The sequence below is a fragment of the Escherichia sp. KTE31 genome (assembly GCF_000407925.1).
GTDB classification, from domain to species: domain Bacteria; phylum Pseudomonadota; class Gammaproteobacteria; order Enterobacterales; family Enterobacteriaceae; genus Escherichia; species Escherichia ruysiae.
In genome coordinates this window covers 482,730-502,734 of sequence record NZ_KE136726.1, presented here as the reverse complement: position 1 = coordinate 502,734, position 20,005 = coordinate 482,730, and the positions used below count along the sequence as shown (strand labels likewise).

The following is a 20,005-nucleotide window of genomic DNA, read 5'->3' as shown; positions in this document are numbered from 1 at the left end:
TGAATTAATTGACTTTTTTACACGGTAAAATAATAGCGTTTTCGCTGATATTACTTTTATTGGGCGGAGTCATTTCGCACATGTTATCCCCCCATGTTAAACGCAATGTACTATTTTCCTGAATTCCGCTGAGATAAACGAAGCCATCTTCTGCAACCAGGCCCACATCTTTACCTGATGCTTTATCCGTTACGCTTACTCCCAGTGGCGGGAAACGGCCATTTTCCATGCGGATCACTCCGACGATCTGATATCCGGCGCTGGCATTCAGTTTCGCGTAACCGATCGCGCCCTCAGTGAGCGTGGTGCGAATGACTGAGTTTTCAACATCCACACCTTCGGGCAATTCGTTGTTATTCACTCTTAGCATGGCGGTGGTGTAGTTCGATAAAGAAGGAACAACAGCAACGCCCATCCCGTTGGTCACGGTACGGTTAGAGTTAATCTCAACGCCAGCAATGCCGTCTGTATCCACCATCATGCGGGCATTATCACCGTAGCTATAATCATGAAGCGCAACACCGTGACGCGTGGCTGTCAGAGAGCCGTACCAGCCAGCAGTGATTGAGTTGTATTGATTTGGTTGCATACTACCGTTGATATTCAGGCGTCCCCACGGAGAATAGTGCTGATAACTTCCGCGCAGTGTTGGCTCTCCATCGCGGATATTGTCGTCTGTTGCCGATGCTGAAATATTCCAGGTATTGTTACGATCTGATGTGTCATACCAGGAGATCATTTGCGAGGTATTACTGTCACCGGTACGTTGCATACTGTATGAGATATTACGATTTTGCTGTAAAGGCAGAGAGAATGAGAAATAATACTGATTCTCTTCGTCGTCATCCCAACGAATCCGGCTTATTGCCAGCGAAGCGGAGATCCCTCTGAAATCACCAATATCAAAATTTCTGCTCAAAGACAGGGAGTAATTGGTATTACTTTCACGGTCCCAGTAGGTATTACGTGTAATATTGAGATAAGAGTTCAGCTCCAGCGCAGCAAAGTACTGGTTCAGCGAAATTACATAGCTCTCTTTTTCATTATCGACGGTTTCATCGCCGTTGCGCGAGGCGAGATACTCACTCATCGACACATAATCTTTATCAGAGAAACGATAACCCGCGAAGGTAATCTGGCTCCCAGTTGATTCAAAATGTTTTGCGTAGTTAAACCGATAACTATAGCCGCGTAATTTATCGCTATTCTGTTGTTGCAGAGAGGCTTCTGCGCCGGTGACATCGAATGAAAGCGAGCCGAACTGATTAAGGTTAAAACCTACACCGGTAGTAATCGCCTGATAATCATCAGCCGTAAACATGCCGCCGCCATAGAGAGAGACGTTATTCAGCCATCCCCATGAGGCTTCCGTCGTCCAGAAGAATGGGTTATTGATATCGTTATGCCCAACGGAGGTTGGTTTCCCAAGTGACATTTTATAGCGCACTTGCCCTTTACGGGTTAAATAAGGGATAGAAGCAGCGCCGACTTGAAAGGTGTTGGTGCGACCATCTTCTTCTTCTACAGTGACATCCAGTTGCCCCTGGAGCGATTGCCCCAAATCAGAAATGGTAAATGGCCCTGGTGAAACGGTAGTTTGATAAAGGACTCGACCATTTTGTGCAACGGTGACTTTGGCGTTAGTCTGCGCGATACCGGTAATTTGCGGGGCGTAACCCTGTAAATCGGGTGGCAACATACTTTCGTCACTTTCTAAGGATGCTCCAGTAAAGTGGAATGTATCGTAAAGATTGGAACTCAGATCGTATTGCCCCATGGTAAATTTTGATGACCATGTGGGGATAGGACGGAACAAATAGGTGCGCGCAAAGTCGCCGTCGTGGCTAACGGAACGGCCTTCAGCAAGATTCTGATTATATTGATAATCACTGCGTAAACGCCATGCGCCGAGGTTGAAACCTAATGTGCCGTAGGAACTGATATTTTGGGTGCTGTCGCCGTGATGTGGCGCATACTGACTGGCGTACAGGTTGTAGTCGAGAATAAACCCTGCGATACCGTCATCCCAGAATTCGGGGGGAGTCCAGTTTTTGGCCTGATATTTGAGCCATGCCTGAGGAACACTGAGTGATAACACCATTGTTGACTTATCGAGGCGCGTTATTAATTCTGGTTTTAGGCTTAAATCAAGGCAGTCAGTGCTTTGTATTGTTTGTAAGGTCTCAATGAATTCTTCATTCAGGCCAAAGTTAGTTAAATGCTCTTTCGTCAGGCACAGTAACGAACCGCTTTCTGTATCTGCTTTTACCCAGTCCAGCGTCGACGCTTGCGGTAATATATTTTTATTGATCTGCACGCGAACAAGATATTTGCCTGGGGTGATATATCCTTTTTTCTCGAATCGGGAGAGATCGATATTTGCACGATCTTCAACGTCAATCATATCAACGTTGAATTCTACCGCTTGTGTCGGAAAAACTAATAACAGTGAGCATACAACACCAGAAAGGACATTTTTTATTGAGAGAGATAATTTATCCCGACTAAACGTGTTTTTAGTTTGCATAAAAATCCATTTTTACAATGTCCCAAACAGCCGATGAAACTTCATCGGCTTGATTTTCTGGCGTTATCTATGAGTATTATTATTTGTAGTCGAGGACATAGTTTGTCTGCGCCTGGACGTTACCTGGTGTTGCATTTTTAGCCAGGGATTCCATGCGAGCTTTGAAGTTCAGCTCCTGGAATGAGTTGGTGGTAGGGAAATTGATGGTGACTGGAGTACCCAGGGTCACATTAGTGTTGTCAGATTTTATCAGGCGAACACCAACACCCGATGCACTACCGATGTTGCCATCAAGGGTGTTTTTCAGCAAGCTGGAGTCAGTGGTATCAACGCTGGCAGAACTGAAGGTAATTTTGACTTTATCGACAGTATTTGTGCCATCAGACAAAATGCAGTCCTGCAGATGAATGGTGACATCTACCGGCAGAGATTTTTGTCCACTGTTCAATACAGTGCTGGCAACTTCACCAAGGTTGATGGTTTGATCTTCATCACCAGGCGCGATAGAACATGGTGCATCGATAACTTCACCTTTAAAAGTGATTTTACCTGACCCCTGATTTGTATCATCAGCAAGAGCGTTAAAAGCGACACCAGAAATTAACGTAGCCGCGAATGCAGACAGAAGGGTTTTCTTTAACATGAGTATAATCCTTTACAAATAGGAAGTATGAAATATGAGAGAAAATATATTTTTTGAATGAAATATTAATTTCAGTAAAATGTTATCACGTGGCTAAATGCAAGTCTTGTTATGTTTTTTTAAATTAACTTTAAGAAAAACTTAAACAATAAATAAAGAAAATGAATTTGCTATTACATCAATCAAAATAAATAAAATTAATTGATGTGGTGAATGTTGTTTTGAGTGAACAGGTGAAATTAACCTCCGTTGTTAGGCGGTTTGTGCTTGTCGTTAATAGCTTTCCATTTATATTCTGAATGCTAATGAAATATTGTAAACATATGATTTACATAAAATAGCAACAATAAAATATATATAATGAATAGATACCCTATGTTGAAGGAAGTATAAGTATTTTTAATGTGAAGGGTGTTTTTTAAACAACAAATGATATGTTTCTGTTCATTAAATATGATCGAAATCATATAATTGTTTCTCTATTATGCGACCATATGAATATATCCGAAAATGGATGTGTGAAATTTATTCGCCAAATGTTTAATAATGTTAAATATTAAGGGTAAAAAGGATGTTTATCGCCTGGTACTGGATTGTATTGATTGCGCTGGTTGTGGTGGGTTATTTTCTGCATCTGAAACGTTATTGTCGGGCGTTCCGCCAGGACAGAGACGCACTGCTGGAAGCGCGTAACAAATACTTAAGCAGTGCGAGAGAAGAAGTAGCAGAAAAGCTGGAATAGAGCTTTTGTGATGTCTGCAGATGTTGTCCATGCGCCGGACAACATCTGAAGTCGTTTTTAACCAATTCCTGCCGTTTGTAGCAGCACTAAACTGAACCCCATTACTGACATTCCACATAGCACGCCATAGCTGGGGTTATTATTGGGATCAATTTCTTTGGCCAATGGCATTAATTCGTCAACGGAAAGTGCGACCATAATACCCGCAACCGCCGCCATGATTGCTGCCATTACCACTGGAGAAATCATGCTACCGAGGATTAACCACGCCAGAACACCACCGAGAATTTCTGCCAGTCCAGAAATCCCGGCCCACAGAATTGCGGTGCGTTTCGAGCCTGTTGCAGCATAAACCGGCCCTGCTACTGCCAGACCTTCAGGAATATTGTGCAACGCCACTGCCAGAGCGATACCAAAGCCCAGCTCCAGGTTACTGCTCGCTGTGACAAAGGTGGCAATCCCTTCCGGGAAGTTATGCAGGCTGATACCCAGAGTGAGCAAAATGGCAGTGCGCTTGATTGATTTTGGTAGCGGCTGCACTGATTTTTGCATTAAATCCTGCGGGTGGGCATGGGGCAACATGCGGTCCAGGCCAAAATAGCCCAGCAAACCAACGATGAACATACCGTAGCCCAGCACAGGCGACATCCCTTCGGCGGCTAATGCGGCAGGAAGCATCTCCATTAATGAGATGAGCAACATGATCCCCGCCGCAAATCCCAGCGAAAACGCCAGCAGTCGGTTTGAGGGTTTTTGTCCAAGAACGCCGAGAAACGCGCCAATAAACGTGGCTGCCCCCGCCAGTATGGTCAGAATGAGAGGTACTGACATCGACAACTCCTTATAATTCTTCAACTTCAGGTGGAGCTTCAAAATAACTGATGATCATCATCATGGTTATCTGGGTTCTTCGCCCACCGAACAAGCGTATTGTGAGGATATCAAAATGACACCTTCAATTAAGGATATCATCATGTCTTCAACGCGTATGCCAGCATTGTTTTTAGGTCACGGTAGTCCGATGAATGTGCTGGAAGATAATTTATATACCCAGGCCTGGCAGCAGCTAGGCGAGACATTGCCGCGCCCGAAAGCGATAGTCGCTATTTCTGCGCACTGGTTTACTCGTGGCACGGGAGTAACGGCGATGGAAACGCCGCCGACAATTCATGACTTTGGCGGTTTTCCTCAGGAATTATACGAAACCCATTATCCGGCGCCGGGTTCACCAGCGTTGGCACAGCGACTGGTCGAATTGCTGGCGCCAGTACCCGTTACCCTGGATAAAGAAGCGTGGGGTTTTGACCACGGTTCCTGGGGCGTGCTGATTAAGATGTATCCTGACGCTGACATCCCGCTGGTACAGTTGAGTATTGACAGCACTAAACCCGCCGCCTGGCATTTCGAAATGGGACGTAAACTGGCGGCGCTGCGCGATGAAGGGATAATGTTAGTTGCCAGTGGTAACGTGGTGCATAACCTGCGCACGGTGAAGTGGCATGGTGATAGTTCACCGTATCCGTGGGCGATGTCATTTAATGAGTATGTGAAAGCGAATCTGACGTGGCAAGGGGCGGTTGAGGAGCATCCACTAGTGAATTACCTCGACCATGAAGGTGGGGCGTTATCGAACCCAACACCGGAACACTTTCTGCCACTGTTGTATGTGTTAGGTGCGTGGGATGGTCAGGAACCGGTGACTGTTCCGGTTGATGGCATAGAGATGGGCAGTTTAAGCATGTTGTCGGTGCAGGTAGGCTAAAAGATGAGAAGAACCGAAGCCATATTGTTGGCTTCGGTTCGCGTTACCTTACTTTCTCAGCAGTTTAAGTCCCCACGCACCACTCATCACCAGTAGCAGCAACAAACAGAGACCAAAAGCCAACATACAGGCTTGTGCCATGTTCATAAAGTGCCACGGTGGTAGCAGATACCAGCCTTCAGATTGCTGATACATCTCCACAAACCACTGCTGCATACTGCTCAGTGTGACGCCATCAGGAACGATTGGCGCGTCATAGCCGCAATCTCCTGTTGGTCTGAACCAGTTTGGTGCCCACTGTGCCAGCGGCAGGTTAAAAGAGAAAGTGGGATCGGTAGAGCAACCCTGTACGCCAAACAGTGAATCGGGGTCCGGGTTATGCACCGCATGGTGGATATCGTTCAGTTTGAGCGAAAACTTCAGTCCCATAATGCTGCCGTAAAATGCCATCACGCAGCCAATCAACTTAAGGACGATATTCTTCGGGTTAATTGCTGCAACCAATCCCCCAATAACCATCACAAACATGGCGTAGCGAATGTAAACGCATTGTTCACAGGGTGCCATGTAGAGATAGATCTGGAAGAAAGAGTGCGCAAGGATAATCAGCGCGCCCATCGCAACGGCCATTAACAACCATAAAAAGCGTTGTTCCTGCCATCTTACCAGCGTGTTCACCGGTGAAGTGCGAAGATCTTTCCACATTCCCTTAATACCCATAGCCTGTTTCCCTGTTATTTGCTTGCTAACTCACGGATAAGGTCTGCCATAGCGTCGATGGATTTAATGCTCTTGGTGTAGATTAGGTATTTACCATTGACGACATACGCCGGAACTCCCTGGATTTTGGCAACTTCATAAGATGCTTTCCATTTTTCCAGAGTTTCCTGTACCGCTGGCTCTTTCAGTGCCGCTTCAAAATCTGCCTGACTCATACCTGCGGCATCCAGACCAGTTTTGATAAAAGCAGCTGGATCTTTACCGTCAGACCAGCGTTCTTGTTTGTCGTGATAAGCCGCGTAATAAGCAAACTTGGCTTTCTTAAACTGAGAGTTAGCATCAAATAATGAAATACCTGCGGCTTTATCTTTATTGATTAAGACCGCAAAGACTTCGCTCGCCTGTTTGCCGTATTCACCTTTGGTTTCCAGATGAAAAGGAGTGAAAGCAACGACATCTTTTACTTTTTCAGAGACCGGACCAGTCACTGCTTTGTCATACTTGTAGCAGAACGGGCAGGCATAGCTGAACACTTTAATCAGCGTTTTATCGGCATTCGGAATCGGTTTTTCCAGAACCATATAATCCGTGCCTTCGGTGAATGCAGATGCGGTAAATGAAACTGCCAGAGCTGCAGTAAGCAGTACACTTTTAAACAGTGATGAGATCCCTAATTTCGACATTTTTATTCCCTTCTTAATTATTTAAACATCTGCTCTGGACGGACTAACAGCGCACGATAGTGAGTCTGGTTGGGTTTATCAGACAGCACATCGATTTCTACTTTCACTTCTTTGGTTTTGTAGTCGATTTCGTTCAACTTACCGACGGTCGGCTGACCGACGTCGAACAGATGAATGGAACCGCCGAAACCGAACATGGTGTTGCGGTCGGCCTGGTATTCGATGATGGAGGTAATTGGACTATAGAAGTCGTAGCCACGTTCTTTACCGTATTCCCAAACTTGCTGAACGGTGCCTTTCTTCTCATCAATCTTATATTCCACAAAGCGGGAATATTTCATGGTTGGTAAGGCAGGTTGTTCCAGATGGCGACCGTCGCCATTATCAAAGATAGTGAGCGTACCTTTACTGGAAATCCATGCGGTATGCTGGGTGTAGGTAAAATCGAAGTCCGAGTTTTCACACAGACCGTTTTCGTTACACGTAATAGGTTTACCGTTAGCATCAACCGGTTTCAGCAGTTTGCTGGCCAGCGGTTTTTCCCAGCCTTTAGATGGCGCAAGTATCCATTTCACTTGTTTATCACGACCAATTTTCACAACGCCCTGGTGACGAGAAGAGAGGATGATTGAGTCGTCTTTTGCGTCATAGGCGATGGAGTTGACGTGTGCCCAGTTACGCCCTGGTCCTACACCCAGCGCGTCGCCAAACGGTGTGTCTGGCTCCAGTTTTGCCTGCTGTCCGGCGTGAGCAAGGTCAACGTTAACGCAAACTGCGCCTGCATCCAGTGCTCCGAGCAGAGCATCACGTTTCGGATCGAGGATCTTCGTCAGATCCCATACATCGACAACGCGGCCAGATTTATCAACTTCGAGGATATGGTCACGAATGGTGGTGACGTGTACGCCGTCATCGCGGCGGTAGTTGCTCTTACCTACGCGCAGCAGTACCGTGCCATTTGGCGTCTCAATGGATTCATGAGTGGCGTCAGCGAATCCGCGCGGTAGTTTATGATCTTCCAGCACCTGACCCATCATGTCGAACTCGTACCAGTGCTGACCTTGTACTGCGGTAAAGGTGCCGCGTGGCGTTTCGCGGATGCCCATCAGATAACCACGTTTGTTGATATCGCGGTCACGACCATCGTAGAAGGTGTCTTGATCCAGCCACCAGCGGTATTCACCTTCGGTATCGACGATAAAGGTGAATGGCGCGATATCAAAAGGCAGTGCGCCAGTTGCCGGACCCGCATCGAGTATCCCGGCATTTTTATCTTTCTCACCATGCCAGTGGAGGTCGGAACCTTGCGCAGTAAAGGTATGGGTATTAACCAGATATAGGCGGTCTTCAAAACCTGGCGCGACTTTAACGACTTTGGTTTGCTGGAGATCGGAGATGGAGCGATTATCCATGTAATTGTTGACGATGGCGGAAGTCTGCACCACGTAATCATCTTTCATGGCCTTACCGTTTTCTTTCCACTCAATGGTCACTTTGTTAGCAAATTTCTGGTAAAGACCAAAAATCGGTACACCATCGTAAGTTTTCAGTGACTCCTGACCCACGTGATAGCTGATTTCAACGCCTTTTTCGCCTTTCCCGTGGACGGTAACTTTGACGTCAGAAATGACGTGGCTATCTAAATTAACCACAGCGGTCAAAGGCGCATTACCGTAGGGATCAACGATAACTGCGCCGAGTTGCCCGGCAGGTGGCGCAGGTTTAAAACCTGCTGCCATCACCCCCGATGCTGACAAACCCAGAGTTATCGCCACAGCTCCGGCTACCAGAGTTTTTCTATATTTATCAAACATGGATATATCTCCTTATATAACGCAAATATATAATAATGATGAATATCGACTGTTGAGATGGTGCTAATAAATTCATTTAATGAATGGAAATGTATTACTAATAATGTTTATAAATGTTTTTTACTGGTTTTAGATTTTTTGTATTTCTCTGTAACAAATGTTTTCTTCTGGGCGATACTAGGTGGGCAATATATCAATAACAATATTCAATATTGTGTAGTGTGATCCCTGCGGCATTGTTTTTTAATTATTGAATCTATTTTTGATGCAGTGGTGGCTATAAATAAATATATAAAACAACATGTTACCATGTAATTTTATTAGTTAATTTAATTACAATATCGCTTGCATATGACGATTTGACATTAAATTGGTTATTAATGTTAAATAAAAGGTGGAGATGTATGGGTTTATATATTGATAGGGGTTATAAATGGCGGGTTATAATAAATTGCCCCGGTAAACGGGGCAATTTTGAACAGTATTATTCAACGAAAATATGCGGATAAAACCGAGACATATCCTGGGTGATTAATGCGCGGTCTTCACGAATCCCAATTCCGGCAGGCTGATCATTCACCAGCCAACTACCAATCAGCATATAACTGTCGCCAAATTTCGGTAGTGGATGGAATTGCTGAACAATCATGCCTTCTTCGCCATACGGACCTTCCGCCGCTTCAATGGTTTTGCCGTTCTCGATGATTGACACGTTTGCGCCTTCACGTGAGAAGATCGGCTTAACCACATATTTTTCCATTTGCGGATGATCATCTTCCGCAAAATAAGCGGGCAACAGGTTCGGGTGATTCGGGAACATCTCCCACAGTAGTGGCAGAAGCGCCTTGTTGGAAATAATGCTCTTCCATGCTGGTTCCAGCCAACGCACGCCAGCATCTTCCAGCTTAGTGGAGAACATTTCGCGCAGCATAAATTCCCACGGATACAGTTTGAACAGATTAGCGATGACCTGATCCTGCAAATCCGTGAACTGACCTTTTTCGCCTAAACCGATATCGTCGATGTACAGAAACTCGGTGGCGATTTCAGCTTCGGTCGCGCAGTCCTGCAAATACTGAATTGTGCCGCGATCTTCCACTGTGTCGCGACAGCAGGTGAGATGCAGCAACTGAAAGCCGTACTGCTCACGCAGCTCGACAAAGCGATCGATCAGCTTTTCTTGCAGACTGTTAAACTGGTCGCTGCCTTCCGGTAGGTTGCCCGCGTTAAGCTGATCTTCCAGCCAGATCCACTGAAAGAACGCAGCTTCATACAGTGACGTTGGTGTATCGGCGTTATTTTCCAGAAGTTTAGGTTCGCCAGTGCCATCCCACGCCAGATCAAGACGCGAATAAAGCGACGGCTGGTGAGTCAGCCATGACTGACGCACAAAACTCCAGGTGTGTTTTGGAATGCGGAATTTGGTCATCAGCTCGTCGCTGGCGATCACTCTTTCCACCACTTTCAGGCACATCTGGTGTAGTTCAGCGGTGACTTCTTCCAGCTTTTCGACCTGTGCGAGGGTCAATTTGTAGTAAGCATCTTCACACCAGTACGGCTCACCGTACATGGTATGAAAATTGAAACCGTACTCGTGAGCTTTTTCGCGCCAGTCCGGGCGCTCGGTAATACTGACTCTTTCCATCGGTATCAGCCGCCCATTGAACGAGAAGAAGTGCCGGTTGCGCTACGCTGCATGGTGCTTTGTTTGGCAACAGATTCACCAAAGCCGCCACGGGTAACGGTGGTGGTGGTCGCCGGTTTCGGCGCCATAGCTGTTTTCGGTACGGTCATGGTGCGGCCTGGCTGGGCAGCGCCATAGTTTTTACCGGTGGCATCAGTATATTTGCCGTAAGCCGGGCTGGCCGGGTTTTTCGAGGAGAACAGCGGCTGCTGTGCAAAGCCCGCGCCGCCGCCCATCAGACGCCCCATCATGTAACCAGCCATCAGCGGCATCCAGAAGCTACCGCTGGATTGCTGAGCCTGTGCCTGGTTTTCTGGCGCCATGCCAGCCTGAGCCGGTGCCTGCTGGCATTGACCTTCGCCAAATTCAGCAACACAGTCTTCCCGGGTGGCGTATTTCGGCGCAGTACGTTCCGCTTCTTTCAGCGCATTATTGTACGCAGTGGCGCACTCTGCGCTTTTACCTGGGTTTGCAGCTGAACAATCATCAGCATTTTGATACAGAGACACAGTCTCATCACTCTTTTCACAGCCAGCCAGCATAAAAACAGTGGCAACCGCAAGAGCGACAGGTGTCAGATGGCGTGCGCTCCAGTTTTTACGGAACGATGCGTGGCGTATGGATTTTGTCCGTTTCATTTTTGTCTTCCGGGACCAGTGGTAAATACCCATCAGAATAGAGGATGGCTGGTCGAAATTGAAGCGAGAAGAGGGAAGAATGCGGCAGATAACCCGTATCTTTACGTTGCCTTACGTTCAGACGGGGCCGAAGCCCCGTCATCGTCATCAGTTACGGAAAGGGTTATGACCGTTACTGGTGGTAGTGCGTGCGGATGTTTGCTGAACAACTGGTGCCGGGCTATCAGGCGCATAGCCATCAGCAATAGCATTCTGTTCTGGCGTTGGCGGTGCAACGTTTTCCGGGTTAGTGGAAACCGGTTTGCTCAGCGCATTGTTCAGTGCCAGCAGATCCTGCTCGTTCAACGTACCCAGGGCTGACTTAATATTCAGCTGGTTAATCAGGTAGTTATAACGCGCATTCGCCAGCTCTTGCTTGGCGTTGTACAGCGTGGTGGTCGCATCCAACACATCAACAATGGTACGCGTACCGACCGAGTAGCCCGCTTCCATCGCGTCTAATGAGCTTTGGGCGGAAACCACGGCTTGTTTGTAGGCGTTAATGCTACTGATAGATGCATTAATGTTGTTGAAAGAGGAACGCACGGTTTGCACGACGCTACGGTGTGCGCTTTCCAGTTGTTCGCTGGCACCGACAAAGTTGTACTGTGCCTGTTTCACCTGCGAGTTAACCATCCCGCCCTGATAAATCGGCAGCGAGAAGCTCAGGCCAACTTTGTTCTGGCCCATATTGCTGTCGTCATACTGGGCACTGTTCGCACCACGGGTTTTCGAACCACTATAAGAGGTATCAGAAATCCCGGTAGAAGCTGTTAAATCCAGCGTCGGTAAGTGACCGTCCTGCGCCTGGCGAATTTGCTCGCGCGCCAGATCCTGGCTCAAACGTGCCTGTAACAGCGACAGGTTGCGTTTTTCTGCTTCTTTCAGCAGCGCATTAACCGGCTGTGGTTTGTCGGTTTTGAAGTTTTCGACATTCAGTGCTGCCAGTTCCGGATAGTAATTACCGGTGATCTGACGCAGTTGCTCAACGGCATTGTCGAGGTTGTTACGTGCGGTCACTTCGTTCGCCAGCACGGTATCGTACTGTGCGCGGGCGTTCTGCACGTCGGTGATCGCCACCAGACCCACGTTAAAACGTTGGGTGGTTTGATCCAACTGACGGTAGATCGCTTCTTTTTGCGCCTGAGTATAGGAAAGAACGTCAATGGCATTCAACACGTTGAAATAAGCGGTCGCGGTGTTGAGGATCAAGGTTTGTTGATCGGTCTGATAGGTGACGTCCTGAATACCGGCAGCCTTTTCCTGCAAGGTCAGCGCACGCCATTTCGACATATCGAAAATGGACTGAGTCAACTGCAGGGATGCACTGGTTGCGTTAGAGTTGATGCCGTTCGCGTCGCGGTAGCCGTTGCTATAGGTGTAATCTGCACCTAAACCTAGCTGTGGCAGTAATGGACTGCGCGCTTCATTAATTTTTTCAAAGGCAGCATCACGATCGGCGGCAGACTTACGCAATTCCGGGTTACTAAGGCGTGCTTGCTGATAAACTTGCATCAGGTTCTCGGCCTGGCTCAACGTACTGAACCCAGAAAGGCTCAGGCCGATAAGAATGGGGAGCAATTTCTTCATTTGCATTCCTTGTGGTGAAGCAGTATTTAGCGCTGATCAAACTGTAAAATTATTGCGGATTCTAGCAGAAGCCGCTACCGCAAAAGGTTGGCGTTACGTGCCATAGGGCATTAATGTGCCTCAATTTAACACATGACTGCTCAAACGGCAGTCAAACGTCGCTGAAATTCACATTTTATTCACTATTAGTGCCAGGACATTAACCATGCTTAAGCCAGACAACCTGCCCGTTTCATTTGGCAAAAACGATGTAGAAATTATTGCACGAGAAACACTTTATCGCGGCTTTTTTTCATTAGATCTTTATAGGTTTCGTCATCGTCTATTCAACGGGCAAATGAGTCATGAAGTCCGCAGGGAAATTTTTGAGCGCGGTCACGCCGCAGTCTTGCTACCCTTTGACCCAGTGCGTGATGAAGTCGTGCTGATTGAGCAGATACGGATTGCCGCATATGACACCAGCGAAACCCCCTGGCTACTGGAAATGGTTGCCGGGATGATTGAAGAGGGGGAAAGTGTGGAAGATGTCGCCCGTCGCGAAGCGATTGAAGAAGCGGGGCTGATAGTCAAACGAACCAAACCGGTGTTAAGTTTCCTCGCAAGCCCAGGCGGCACCAGTGAGCGTTCGTCAATTATGGTGGGCGAAGTGGACGCCACGACCGCAAGCGGTATTCACGGTCTGGCTGATGAAAACGAAGATATTCGCGTTCATGTGGTAAGCCGGGAACAGGCATACCAGTGGGTAGAAGAGGGGAAAATCGACAACGCAGCGTCGGTCATCGCTTTGCAATGGCTGCAACTGCATCATCAAGCGTTAAAAAATGAGTGGGCATAAATGAAGCGTTACACACCTGACTTTCCTGAAATGATGCGCCTGTGCGAGATGAACTTTTCACAATTGCGCCGTTTGTTACCGCGCAATGACGCACCCGGCGAAACTATAAGCTATCAGGTGGCAAACGCACATTATCGGCTAACGATAGTGGAATCGACCCGATACACTACCCTGGTGACAATAGAACAGACTGCGCCCGCGATCAGCTACTGGAGCCTTCCGTCAATGACGGTGCGTCTGTATCATGACGCGATGGTGGCTGAAGTGTGTTCAAGCCAGCAGATTTTTCGCTTCAAAGCGCGGTATGATTATCCTAATAAAAAGTTGCATCAACGCGACGAAAAGCATCAAATTAATCAGTTTTTAGCGGATTGGTTGCGATACTGTTTAGCACATGGAGCGATGGCGATTCCGGTTTATTAGCGTCGTGAAACCTAAGGACACCATTTGGAAAGCCTGTTAACCCTTCCTCTGGCTGGTGAGGCCAGAGTGAGGATTTTACAAATTACCGACACTCACCTGTTTGCACAAAAGCACGAAGCCCTGTTGGGGGTTAACACCTGGGAGAGCTACCAGGCTGTGCTGGAGGCGATTCGTCCACACCAGCACGAATTCGACCTGATTGTCGCGACAGGTGATTTAGCGCAGGATCAAACTGCTGCGGCCTATCTGCACTTTGCAGAAGGCATCGCAAGCTTTCGTGCGCCCTGCGTCTGGCTGCCGGGAAACCATGATTTCCAGCCTGCGATGTACAGCGCGTTACAGGATGCGGGTATCTCCCCGGCGAAGCGTGTGTTTATCGGTGAGCAATGGCAAATCCTGTTGCTGGATAGCCAGGTGTTTGGCGTACCGCACGGCGAATTGAGCGAGTTTCAGCTTGATTGGCTGGAACGTAAGTTGGCTGATGCGCCAGAGCGCCATACGTTGCTGCTACTGCACCATCATCCGCTGCCTGCAGGCTGTAGCTGGCTCGACCAACACAGTCTGCGTAACGCAGGTGAACTGGATAATGTGCTGGCGAAGTTTCCGCACGTCAAATATCTGCTGTGTGGTCATATTCATCAGGAACTCGATCTCGACTGGAACGGGCGCCGCCTGCTGGCAACGCCGTCGACCTGTGTGCAATTTAAACCGCACTGTTCCAACTTCACGCTGGACACCATTGCCCCCGGCTGGCGTACGCTGGAGTTACATGCTGATGGCACGCTGACTACCGAAGTGCACCGCCTGGCGGACACGCGTTTCCAACCTGATACCGCTTCAGAAGGCTACTGATGTCTACGCTTCTTTATTTACACGGTTTCAACAGCTCACCGCGTTCTGCAAAAGCGAGCTTGTTGAAAAACTGGCTGGCGGAACATCACCCTGACGTTGAGATGATTATTCCGCAGTTGCCGCCGTATCCTTCCGATGCGGCAGAACTGCTGGAATCCATTGTCCTGGAACATGGCGGCGATTCGCTGGGTATCGTCGGTTCGTCACTGGGGGGTTACTACGCCACCTGGTTGTCGCAATGTTTTATGCTGCCCGCAGTGGTGGTAAACCCGGCGGTGCGCCCGTTTGAACTGCTAACAGACTATCTCGGTCAGAACGAGAACCCCTACACCGGGCAGCAATATGTGCTAGAGTCACGCCATATTTACGATCTCAAAGTCATGCAGATTGACCCGCTGGAAGCGCCGGATCTGATCTGGCTGCTGCAACAGACGGGAGATGAAGTGCTGGATTACCGCCAGGCGGTGGCGTACTACGCTTCCTGCCGCCAGACTGTAATAGAAGGCGGCAACCACGCATTTACGGGCTTCGAAGATTATTTCAACCCGATCGTCGATTTTCTTGGTCTGCACCATCTCTGACGATCAACTCGAATTGCTAACTTAAACCATGACGCAAACTTATAACGCTGATGCCATTGAGGTACTCACCGGGCTTGAGCCGGTTCGCCGCCGTCCGGGGATGTATACCGATACCACTCGCCCTAACCATTTGGGGCAAGAAGTTATTGATAACAGTGTCGATGAAGCACTGGCGGGTCACGCAAAACGCGTGGATGTAATTTTACATGCTGACCAGTCGTTAGAAGTGATTGACGATGGTCGCGGGATGCCGGTGGATATTCACCCTGAAGAGGGTGTACCGGCGGTTGAACTGATTCTTTGCCGTCTGCACGCAGGCGGTAAATTTTCTAACAAAAACTACCAGTTCTCTGGCGGCCTGCATGGCGTGGGGATCTCGGTGGTTAACGCCCTGTCAAAGCGCGTAGAAGTCAACGTGCGCCGCGATGGTCAGATTTATAATATCGCCTTTGAAAATGGCGAAAAGGTTCAGGATTTGCAGGTTGTCGGCACTTGCGGTAAACGCAATACCGGCACCAGCGTGCACTTCTGGCCGGATGAAACCTTCTTTGACAGCCCGCGCTTTTCTGTTTCCCGGCTTACACATGTACTGAAAGCCAAAGCAGTACTGTGCCCCGGCGTTGAGATCACCTTTAAAGATGAGATCAACAACACTGAGCAACGCTGGTGCTATCAGGACGGTCTGAACGATTACCTGGCGGAAGCGGTAAATGGTTTACCGACGCTGCCGGAAAAACCGTTTATTGGTAATTTCGCTGGCGATACTGAAGCGGTTGACTGGGCGCTACTGTGGCTACCGGAAGGTGGTGAACTGCTGACCGAAAGCTACGTCAACCTGATCCCAACGATGCAGGGCGGTACGCACGTTAACGGTCTGCGTCAGGGCTTGCTGGATGCGATGCGTGAGTTTTGCGAATACCGCAACATTCTGCCGCGCGGCGTGAAGCTGTCGGCGGAAGATATCTGGGATCGCTGCGCATATGTGCTGTCAGTAAAAATGCAGGACCCGCAGTTTGCCGGGCAGACCAAAGAGCGCCTCTCTTCGCGTCAATGTGCGGCATTCGTTTCTGGCGTGGTTAAAGATGCCTTCACCCTGTGGCTGAACCAGAACGTCCAGGCAGCGGAACTACTTGCTGAGATGGCAATTTCCAGCGCCCAGCGTCGTATGCGTGCCGCCAAAAAAGTGGTACGTAAAAAGTTGACCAGTGGACCGGCATTGCCAGGAAAACTGGCAGACTGTACTGCGCAGGATCTCAATCGTACCGAACTGTTCCTCGTGGAAGGTGACTCCGCAGGCGGATCCGCTAAGCAGGCGCGCGATCGTGAATATCAGGCGATCATGCCGCTGAAAGGTAAGATCCTTAACACCTGGGAAGTCTCTTCCGATGAAGTACTGGCCTCGCAGGAAGTGCACGATATTTCGGTAGCGATCGGTATTGATCCTGACAGCGATGATCTTAGCCAGCTACGTTACGGCAAGATCTGTATCCTCGCGGATGCGGACTCCGATGGCCTGCACATTGCCACGCTGCTCTGCGCTTTGTTTGTAAAACACTTCCGCACGCTGGTGAAACACGGTCACGTTTACGTCGCTCTGCCACCGCTCTACCGTATTGATCTGGGTAAAGAGGTCTATTACGCGCTGACAGAAGAAGAGAAAGAGGGCGTACTTGAGCAATTAAAACGCAAGAAAGGCAAGCCGAACGTTCAGCGTTTTAAAGGGCTGGGGGAAATGAACCCTATGCAATTGCGCGAAACCACGCTTGATCCGAATACTCGCCGTCTGGTGCAGTTAACCATTGATGATGAAGACGATCAGCGTACTGACGCGATGATGGATATGCTGCTGGCGAAGAAACGCTCGGAAGACCGCCGTAACTGGTTGCAAGAGAAAGGTGACATGGCGGAGATTGAGGTCTGATAATCCTCCCGTCAGGAGAATAAAACATAGCCCGGTATACAATCGTATACCGGGCTTTTTTATCAAAACTCCATTTTCACCGTGAATTGCACTTCACGCGGATCGCCAATCTGGTTACCCAGATTATTTGTGGCGATGGAAGAGGTGTAATACGTTTTATCAAACAGGTTTTTGACGTTCAATTGCAGTGTGACCGGATACTGCAATTTCATTTTGTATGCGGCGAAGGCATCGGCAACGAAATAGCCTGGCAGATAATAGTCAGCCCCATTGGTTGCCGAACGACGGCTTACGCCATGTCCGCCACCGCCAAACGTCAGTGTGTTATTGCCTGGCATGTTGTGAATGTCATAGGTCAGGAATAGCGAACCGGTATGACGAGGAACATTCGGCAATGGTTTTCCAGCATAATCAGGATCATCCAGAACCTTAGCATCGGTATAGCCGTAGCTGGCAATGATATTAATGTTTTCAGTTAATGCTCCCGCAAGGTCGACCTCTACCCCTCTTGAACGAACGCGGCCTGCCGTTTTGGCGATGGTTTCGTCACCAATACTTTCGGTATACAAGACGTTACGTTTATGGATATCAAACAGCGCAATATCTGCGGTTATACCATCGAACAGCTCGAATTTTGCCCCGACTTCGTAAGCATTAGATGATTCCGGTGGAAGATCGCCAATGTAGCTGGCAATTGACGATTGCGGCATAAATGTTTGCGAATAATTAGCAAATAAGGATACCGATGGCGTCAGTTTGTAGACCAACCCCAGTTTGGGAGTCCATTGTTCATCGCGACTGTCAGTATTGACATTAAAAGGGCGGCCTTTACCCGCATACTGCGTGTAATACTGATAGCGGATCCCGGCGACGGCAATCCAGTTATCGGTCAGATAGAGTGCGTCCTGTGCGTACGCTGAGTAGCTCTCCTGTTTGATCGTCTGATCGCTGTCCGACGCCGAGACCGTTGTGCATTTGCTGGTATTGCCATAAACAGGATTATAAATATTGAAATCTTTAGCATTTTTACAGCGAATCATATCTGTGCGCAGAAGATCATAATATTCATATGACACCCCACCCAAAATTTCATTATAGAATCCAGCAATATCAACATTCCCTTGCAGATCCGCACGAGTAGAATGCATACGCTGGGTAGATCCCTGAGTTGCATCAACACGCCGTGTCAGTGTTCCTGTCGTTGCATCATACGCGGTAACGCGAGCTTGATTATCGCTGTATTTATCCTGGCTGTAGCTGTAATCAAAGCGCGCTGTCCACTGGCTATTGAGATGATATTCTGCGTTGAGTTGCGCCAGATCGGACTGACCATCTGTAATATTAAACGGTTCGTCGAAACGTATTTTTCGATCAACGTTTACGGGCTGTTTCGTCGTAAGGTCGAAAATCGTTCCACGATCGAACGGCGTTTTATAATCCCGATGGGAATAGAGCATGGTTACTGTTGCATTATCACCAAACCAGGTGAGTGATGGGGCAATAAATGTACTGCGCTCTTTACCGAAATTCCGCCAGTAATCTTCATCCTGCACTTCCCCCGTCAGGCGGTATGCCAGCTGAGTGCCTTCAATGGGGCCTGTGATATCAAGTTGCCCGGTGCCACCACCGAAACTGGAGGACGTGGCTGAGACAGAACCATGGAATGTTTTTTCCGGGCGCTTTGTCACGACGTTAATCAGTCCGCCAGGATCGAGAATGCCATACAGCGTGGAGGCCGGGCCTTTTAGCACTTCCACACGTTCTGTTGCGGCGTTGAAGCTGCGAGGAAGTACGGTTCGCAGACCGTTGGTCATGATCGAGCCATCCCGGTTTGCGCCAAACCCACGGCGTACAAAAGCATCCTGAGTCCCGCCTAATGTATTGGTCTGTACCACGTTACTGACGTTATAAAGCGCCTCATCCAGCGTCGTCGCATTCTGATTTTCCAGTACTTGATCGCTAACCGTATTGACCACCTGCGGAATATCCAGCATTGGCATATCGGTTAATGTCGCCGTGGAGGTGCTCAGAGGTTGATAACCATCGGTAGCCTCAGTTGCGGTATTTGCATCCGCTGTAACAGTGATTGTTTCGCCATCTTTGGTCGTTACAGTGTCGGTTGCATGAATCATCGGTGCCGCAAAGAGCAGTGAAAAGAGCGCCCGACCTTTGACTCCAGAGAATGAAGGTGTGAACTTAGCCATTTAGTCTGTTATCCCAAAAACTCGCGGATTGTCGCGAGTGAAAATTGTTTCTTGTTGCTCACTAAGCACTATCCGTTTGTTATTTCATCACCGGATATGTAATTGAGAATCATTCAAACATGTGGTGATGTAGTAGTAAATGAGAAATGACAAAAAAATGCTACATGTGTTTTTACGATGATTTAATGCAACCTGATTGTTCTTAACTAGTTAATATTTAATATTTTAATTTTTATTTTAAATAATATTTCACGTGTTATTTACCTTGTTTTTATATGGTTTTTAACTCCTTGACTACTACATTTTGTGGCGTCAAACTCTCAAAGGAGAATGAGTTTTATTTTTGT

17 protein-coding genes are annotated in these 20,005 nt (G+C 48.1%); 7 read left to right on the top strand and 10 right to left on the bottom strand.

Going from position 1 to position 20,005, the window contains the following annotated elements; translation table 11 throughout:
- Positions 1-4 precede the first annotated feature (4 nt).
- Positions 5-2,527, bottom strand: a complete 2,523-nt coding sequence (locus WES_RS03275) for a fimbria/pilus outer membrane usher protein (protein WP_016159763.1) — start codon at positions 2,525-2,527, stop codon at positions 5-7.
- A gap of 79 nt (positions 2,528-2,606) precedes the next feature.
- Positions 2,607-3,170 carry a fimbrial-like protein gene (locus tag WES_RS03280; protein ID WP_000915004.1) on the bottom strand — a complete coding sequence of 188 codons (564 nt, stop codon included), beginning with the start codon at positions 3,168-3,170 and terminating at the stop codon, positions 2,607-2,609.
- A gap of 571 nt (positions 3,171-3,741) precedes the next feature.
- Here WES_RS03280 and yqiD point away from each other — a divergent pair.
- Positions 3,742-3,912 carry a protein YqiD gene (gene yqiD / locus WES_RS24300; protein ID WP_000469267.1) on the top strand — a complete coding sequence of 57 codons (171 nt, stop codon included), beginning with the start codon at positions 3,742-3,744 and terminating at the stop codon, positions 3,910-3,912.
- A gap of 57 nt (positions 3,913-3,969) precedes the next feature.
- Here the strand turns inward: yqiD and zupT are convergent, their stop codons facing one another.
- The gene (gene zupT / locus WES_RS03290) at positions 3,970-4,743 is read right to left on the bottom strand and encodes a zinc transporter ZupT (protein WP_000115866.1); all 774 of its coding nucleotides are present in this window, start codon (positions 4,741-4,743) and stop codon (positions 3,970-3,972) included.
- Positions 4,744-4,885: 142 nt separating this feature from the next.
- Between zupT and ygiD the strand changes: the two genes are divergently transcribed.
- Positions 4,886-5,674, top strand: a complete 789-nt coding sequence (ygiD, locus tag WES_RS03295; RefSeq protein ID WP_010358743.1) for a 4,5-DOPA-extradiol-dioxygenase — start codon at positions 4,886-4,888, stop codon at positions 5,672-5,674.
- 48 nt (positions 5,675-5,722) lie between these two features.
- On the opposite strand, the gene dsbI is transcribed toward ygiD, so the two are convergent.
- The 6 genes from dsbI to tolC all read right to left on the bottom strand — a co-directional run bounded on the left by dsbI (position 5,723) and on the right by tolC (position 12,842).
- The gene (gene dsbI, locus WES_RS03300) at positions 5,723-6,394 is read right to left on the bottom strand and encodes a protein-disulfide oxidoreductase DsbI (RefSeq protein ID WP_016159764.1); all 672 of its coding nucleotides are present in this window, start codon (positions 6,392-6,394) and stop codon (positions 5,723-5,725) included.
- A gap of 14 nt (positions 6,395-6,408) precedes the next feature.
- Positions 6,409-7,077, bottom strand: coding sequence for a thiol:disulfide interchange protein DsbA/DsbL (locus tag WES_RS03305; protein WP_016159765.1), 669 nt, complete (start codon positions 7,075-7,077; stop codon positions 6,409-6,411).
- 17 nt (positions 7,078-7,094) lie between these two features.
- Positions 7,095-8,891 (bottom strand): aryl-sulfate sulfotransferase, encoded by a 1,797-nt coding sequence (locus WES_RS03310; RefSeq protein ID WP_016159766.1) that lies wholly within the window; start codon positions 8,889-8,891, stop codon positions 7,095-7,097.
- Between the two features lie 484 nt (positions 8,892-9,375).
- Complete coding sequence (locus WES_RS03315) at positions 9,376-10,536, bottom strand: glutathionylspermidine synthase family protein (RefSeq protein ID WP_016159767.1); 1,161 nt, start codon at positions 10,534-10,536, stop codon at positions 9,376-9,378.
- Between the two features lie 5 nt (positions 10,537-10,541).
- Positions 10,542-11,213 carry a DUF1190 family protein gene (locus tag WES_RS03320; RefSeq protein WP_000831533.1) on the bottom strand — a complete coding sequence of 224 codons (672 nt, stop codon included), beginning with the start codon at positions 11,211-11,213 and terminating at the stop codon, positions 10,542-10,544.
- A 147-nt stretch (positions 11,214-11,360) separates the two neighbouring features.
- Entirely contained in the window at positions 11,361-12,842 is a 1,482-nt protein-coding gene (tolC, locus tag WES_RS03325) for an outer membrane channel protein TolC (protein ID WP_000735301.1), read from the bottom strand.
- 205 nt (positions 12,843-13,047) lie between these two features.
- On the opposite strand from tolC, the gene nudF reads away from it, so the two are divergent.
- Genes nudF through parE form a run of 5 tightly spaced genes read left to right on the top strand, consistent with a single transcriptional unit; the run spans position 13,048 to position 17,454 of the window.
- Positions 13,048-13,677 carry an ADP-ribose diphosphatase gene (gene nudF / locus WES_RS03330; RefSeq protein ID WP_000917108.1) on the top strand — a complete coding sequence of 210 codons (630 nt, stop codon included), beginning with the start codon at positions 13,048-13,050 and terminating at the stop codon, positions 13,675-13,677.
- Complete coding sequence (locus WES_RS03335; protein ID WP_000833387.1) at positions 13,678-14,100, top strand: DUF1249 family protein; 423 nt, start codon at positions 13,678-13,680, stop codon at positions 14,098-14,100.
- Between the two features lie 24 nt (positions 14,101-14,124).
- Positions 14,125-14,952, top strand: coding sequence for a 3',5'-cyclic-AMP phosphodiesterase (gene cpdA / locus WES_RS03340; RefSeq protein ID WP_000444757.1), 828 nt, complete (start codon positions 14,125-14,127; stop codon positions 14,950-14,952).
- Positions 14,952-15,533 carry an esterase YqiA gene (yqiA, locus tag WES_RS03345; protein ID WP_000105733.1) on the top strand — a complete coding sequence of 194 codons (582 nt, stop codon included), beginning with the start codon at positions 14,952-14,954 and terminating at the stop codon, positions 15,531-15,533. The genes cpdA and yqiA overlap by 1 nt, the downstream gene beginning before the upstream one ends.
- A gap of 28 nt (positions 15,534-15,561) precedes the next feature.
- Positions 15,562-17,454, top strand: a complete 1,893-nt coding sequence (gene parE / locus WES_RS03350; protein WP_000195277.1) for a DNA topoisomerase IV subunit B — start codon at positions 15,562-15,564, stop codon at positions 17,452-17,454.
- Positions 17,455-17,516: 62 nt separating this feature from the next.
- On the opposite strand, the gene WES_RS03355 is transcribed toward parE, so the two are convergent.
- Positions 17,517-19,658 carry a TonB-dependent siderophore receptor gene (locus WES_RS03355; protein WP_016159769.1) on the bottom strand — a complete coding sequence of 714 codons (2,142 nt, stop codon included), beginning with the start codon at positions 19,656-19,658 and terminating at the stop codon, positions 17,517-17,519.
- Positions 19,659-20,005: the final 347 nt, after the last annotated feature.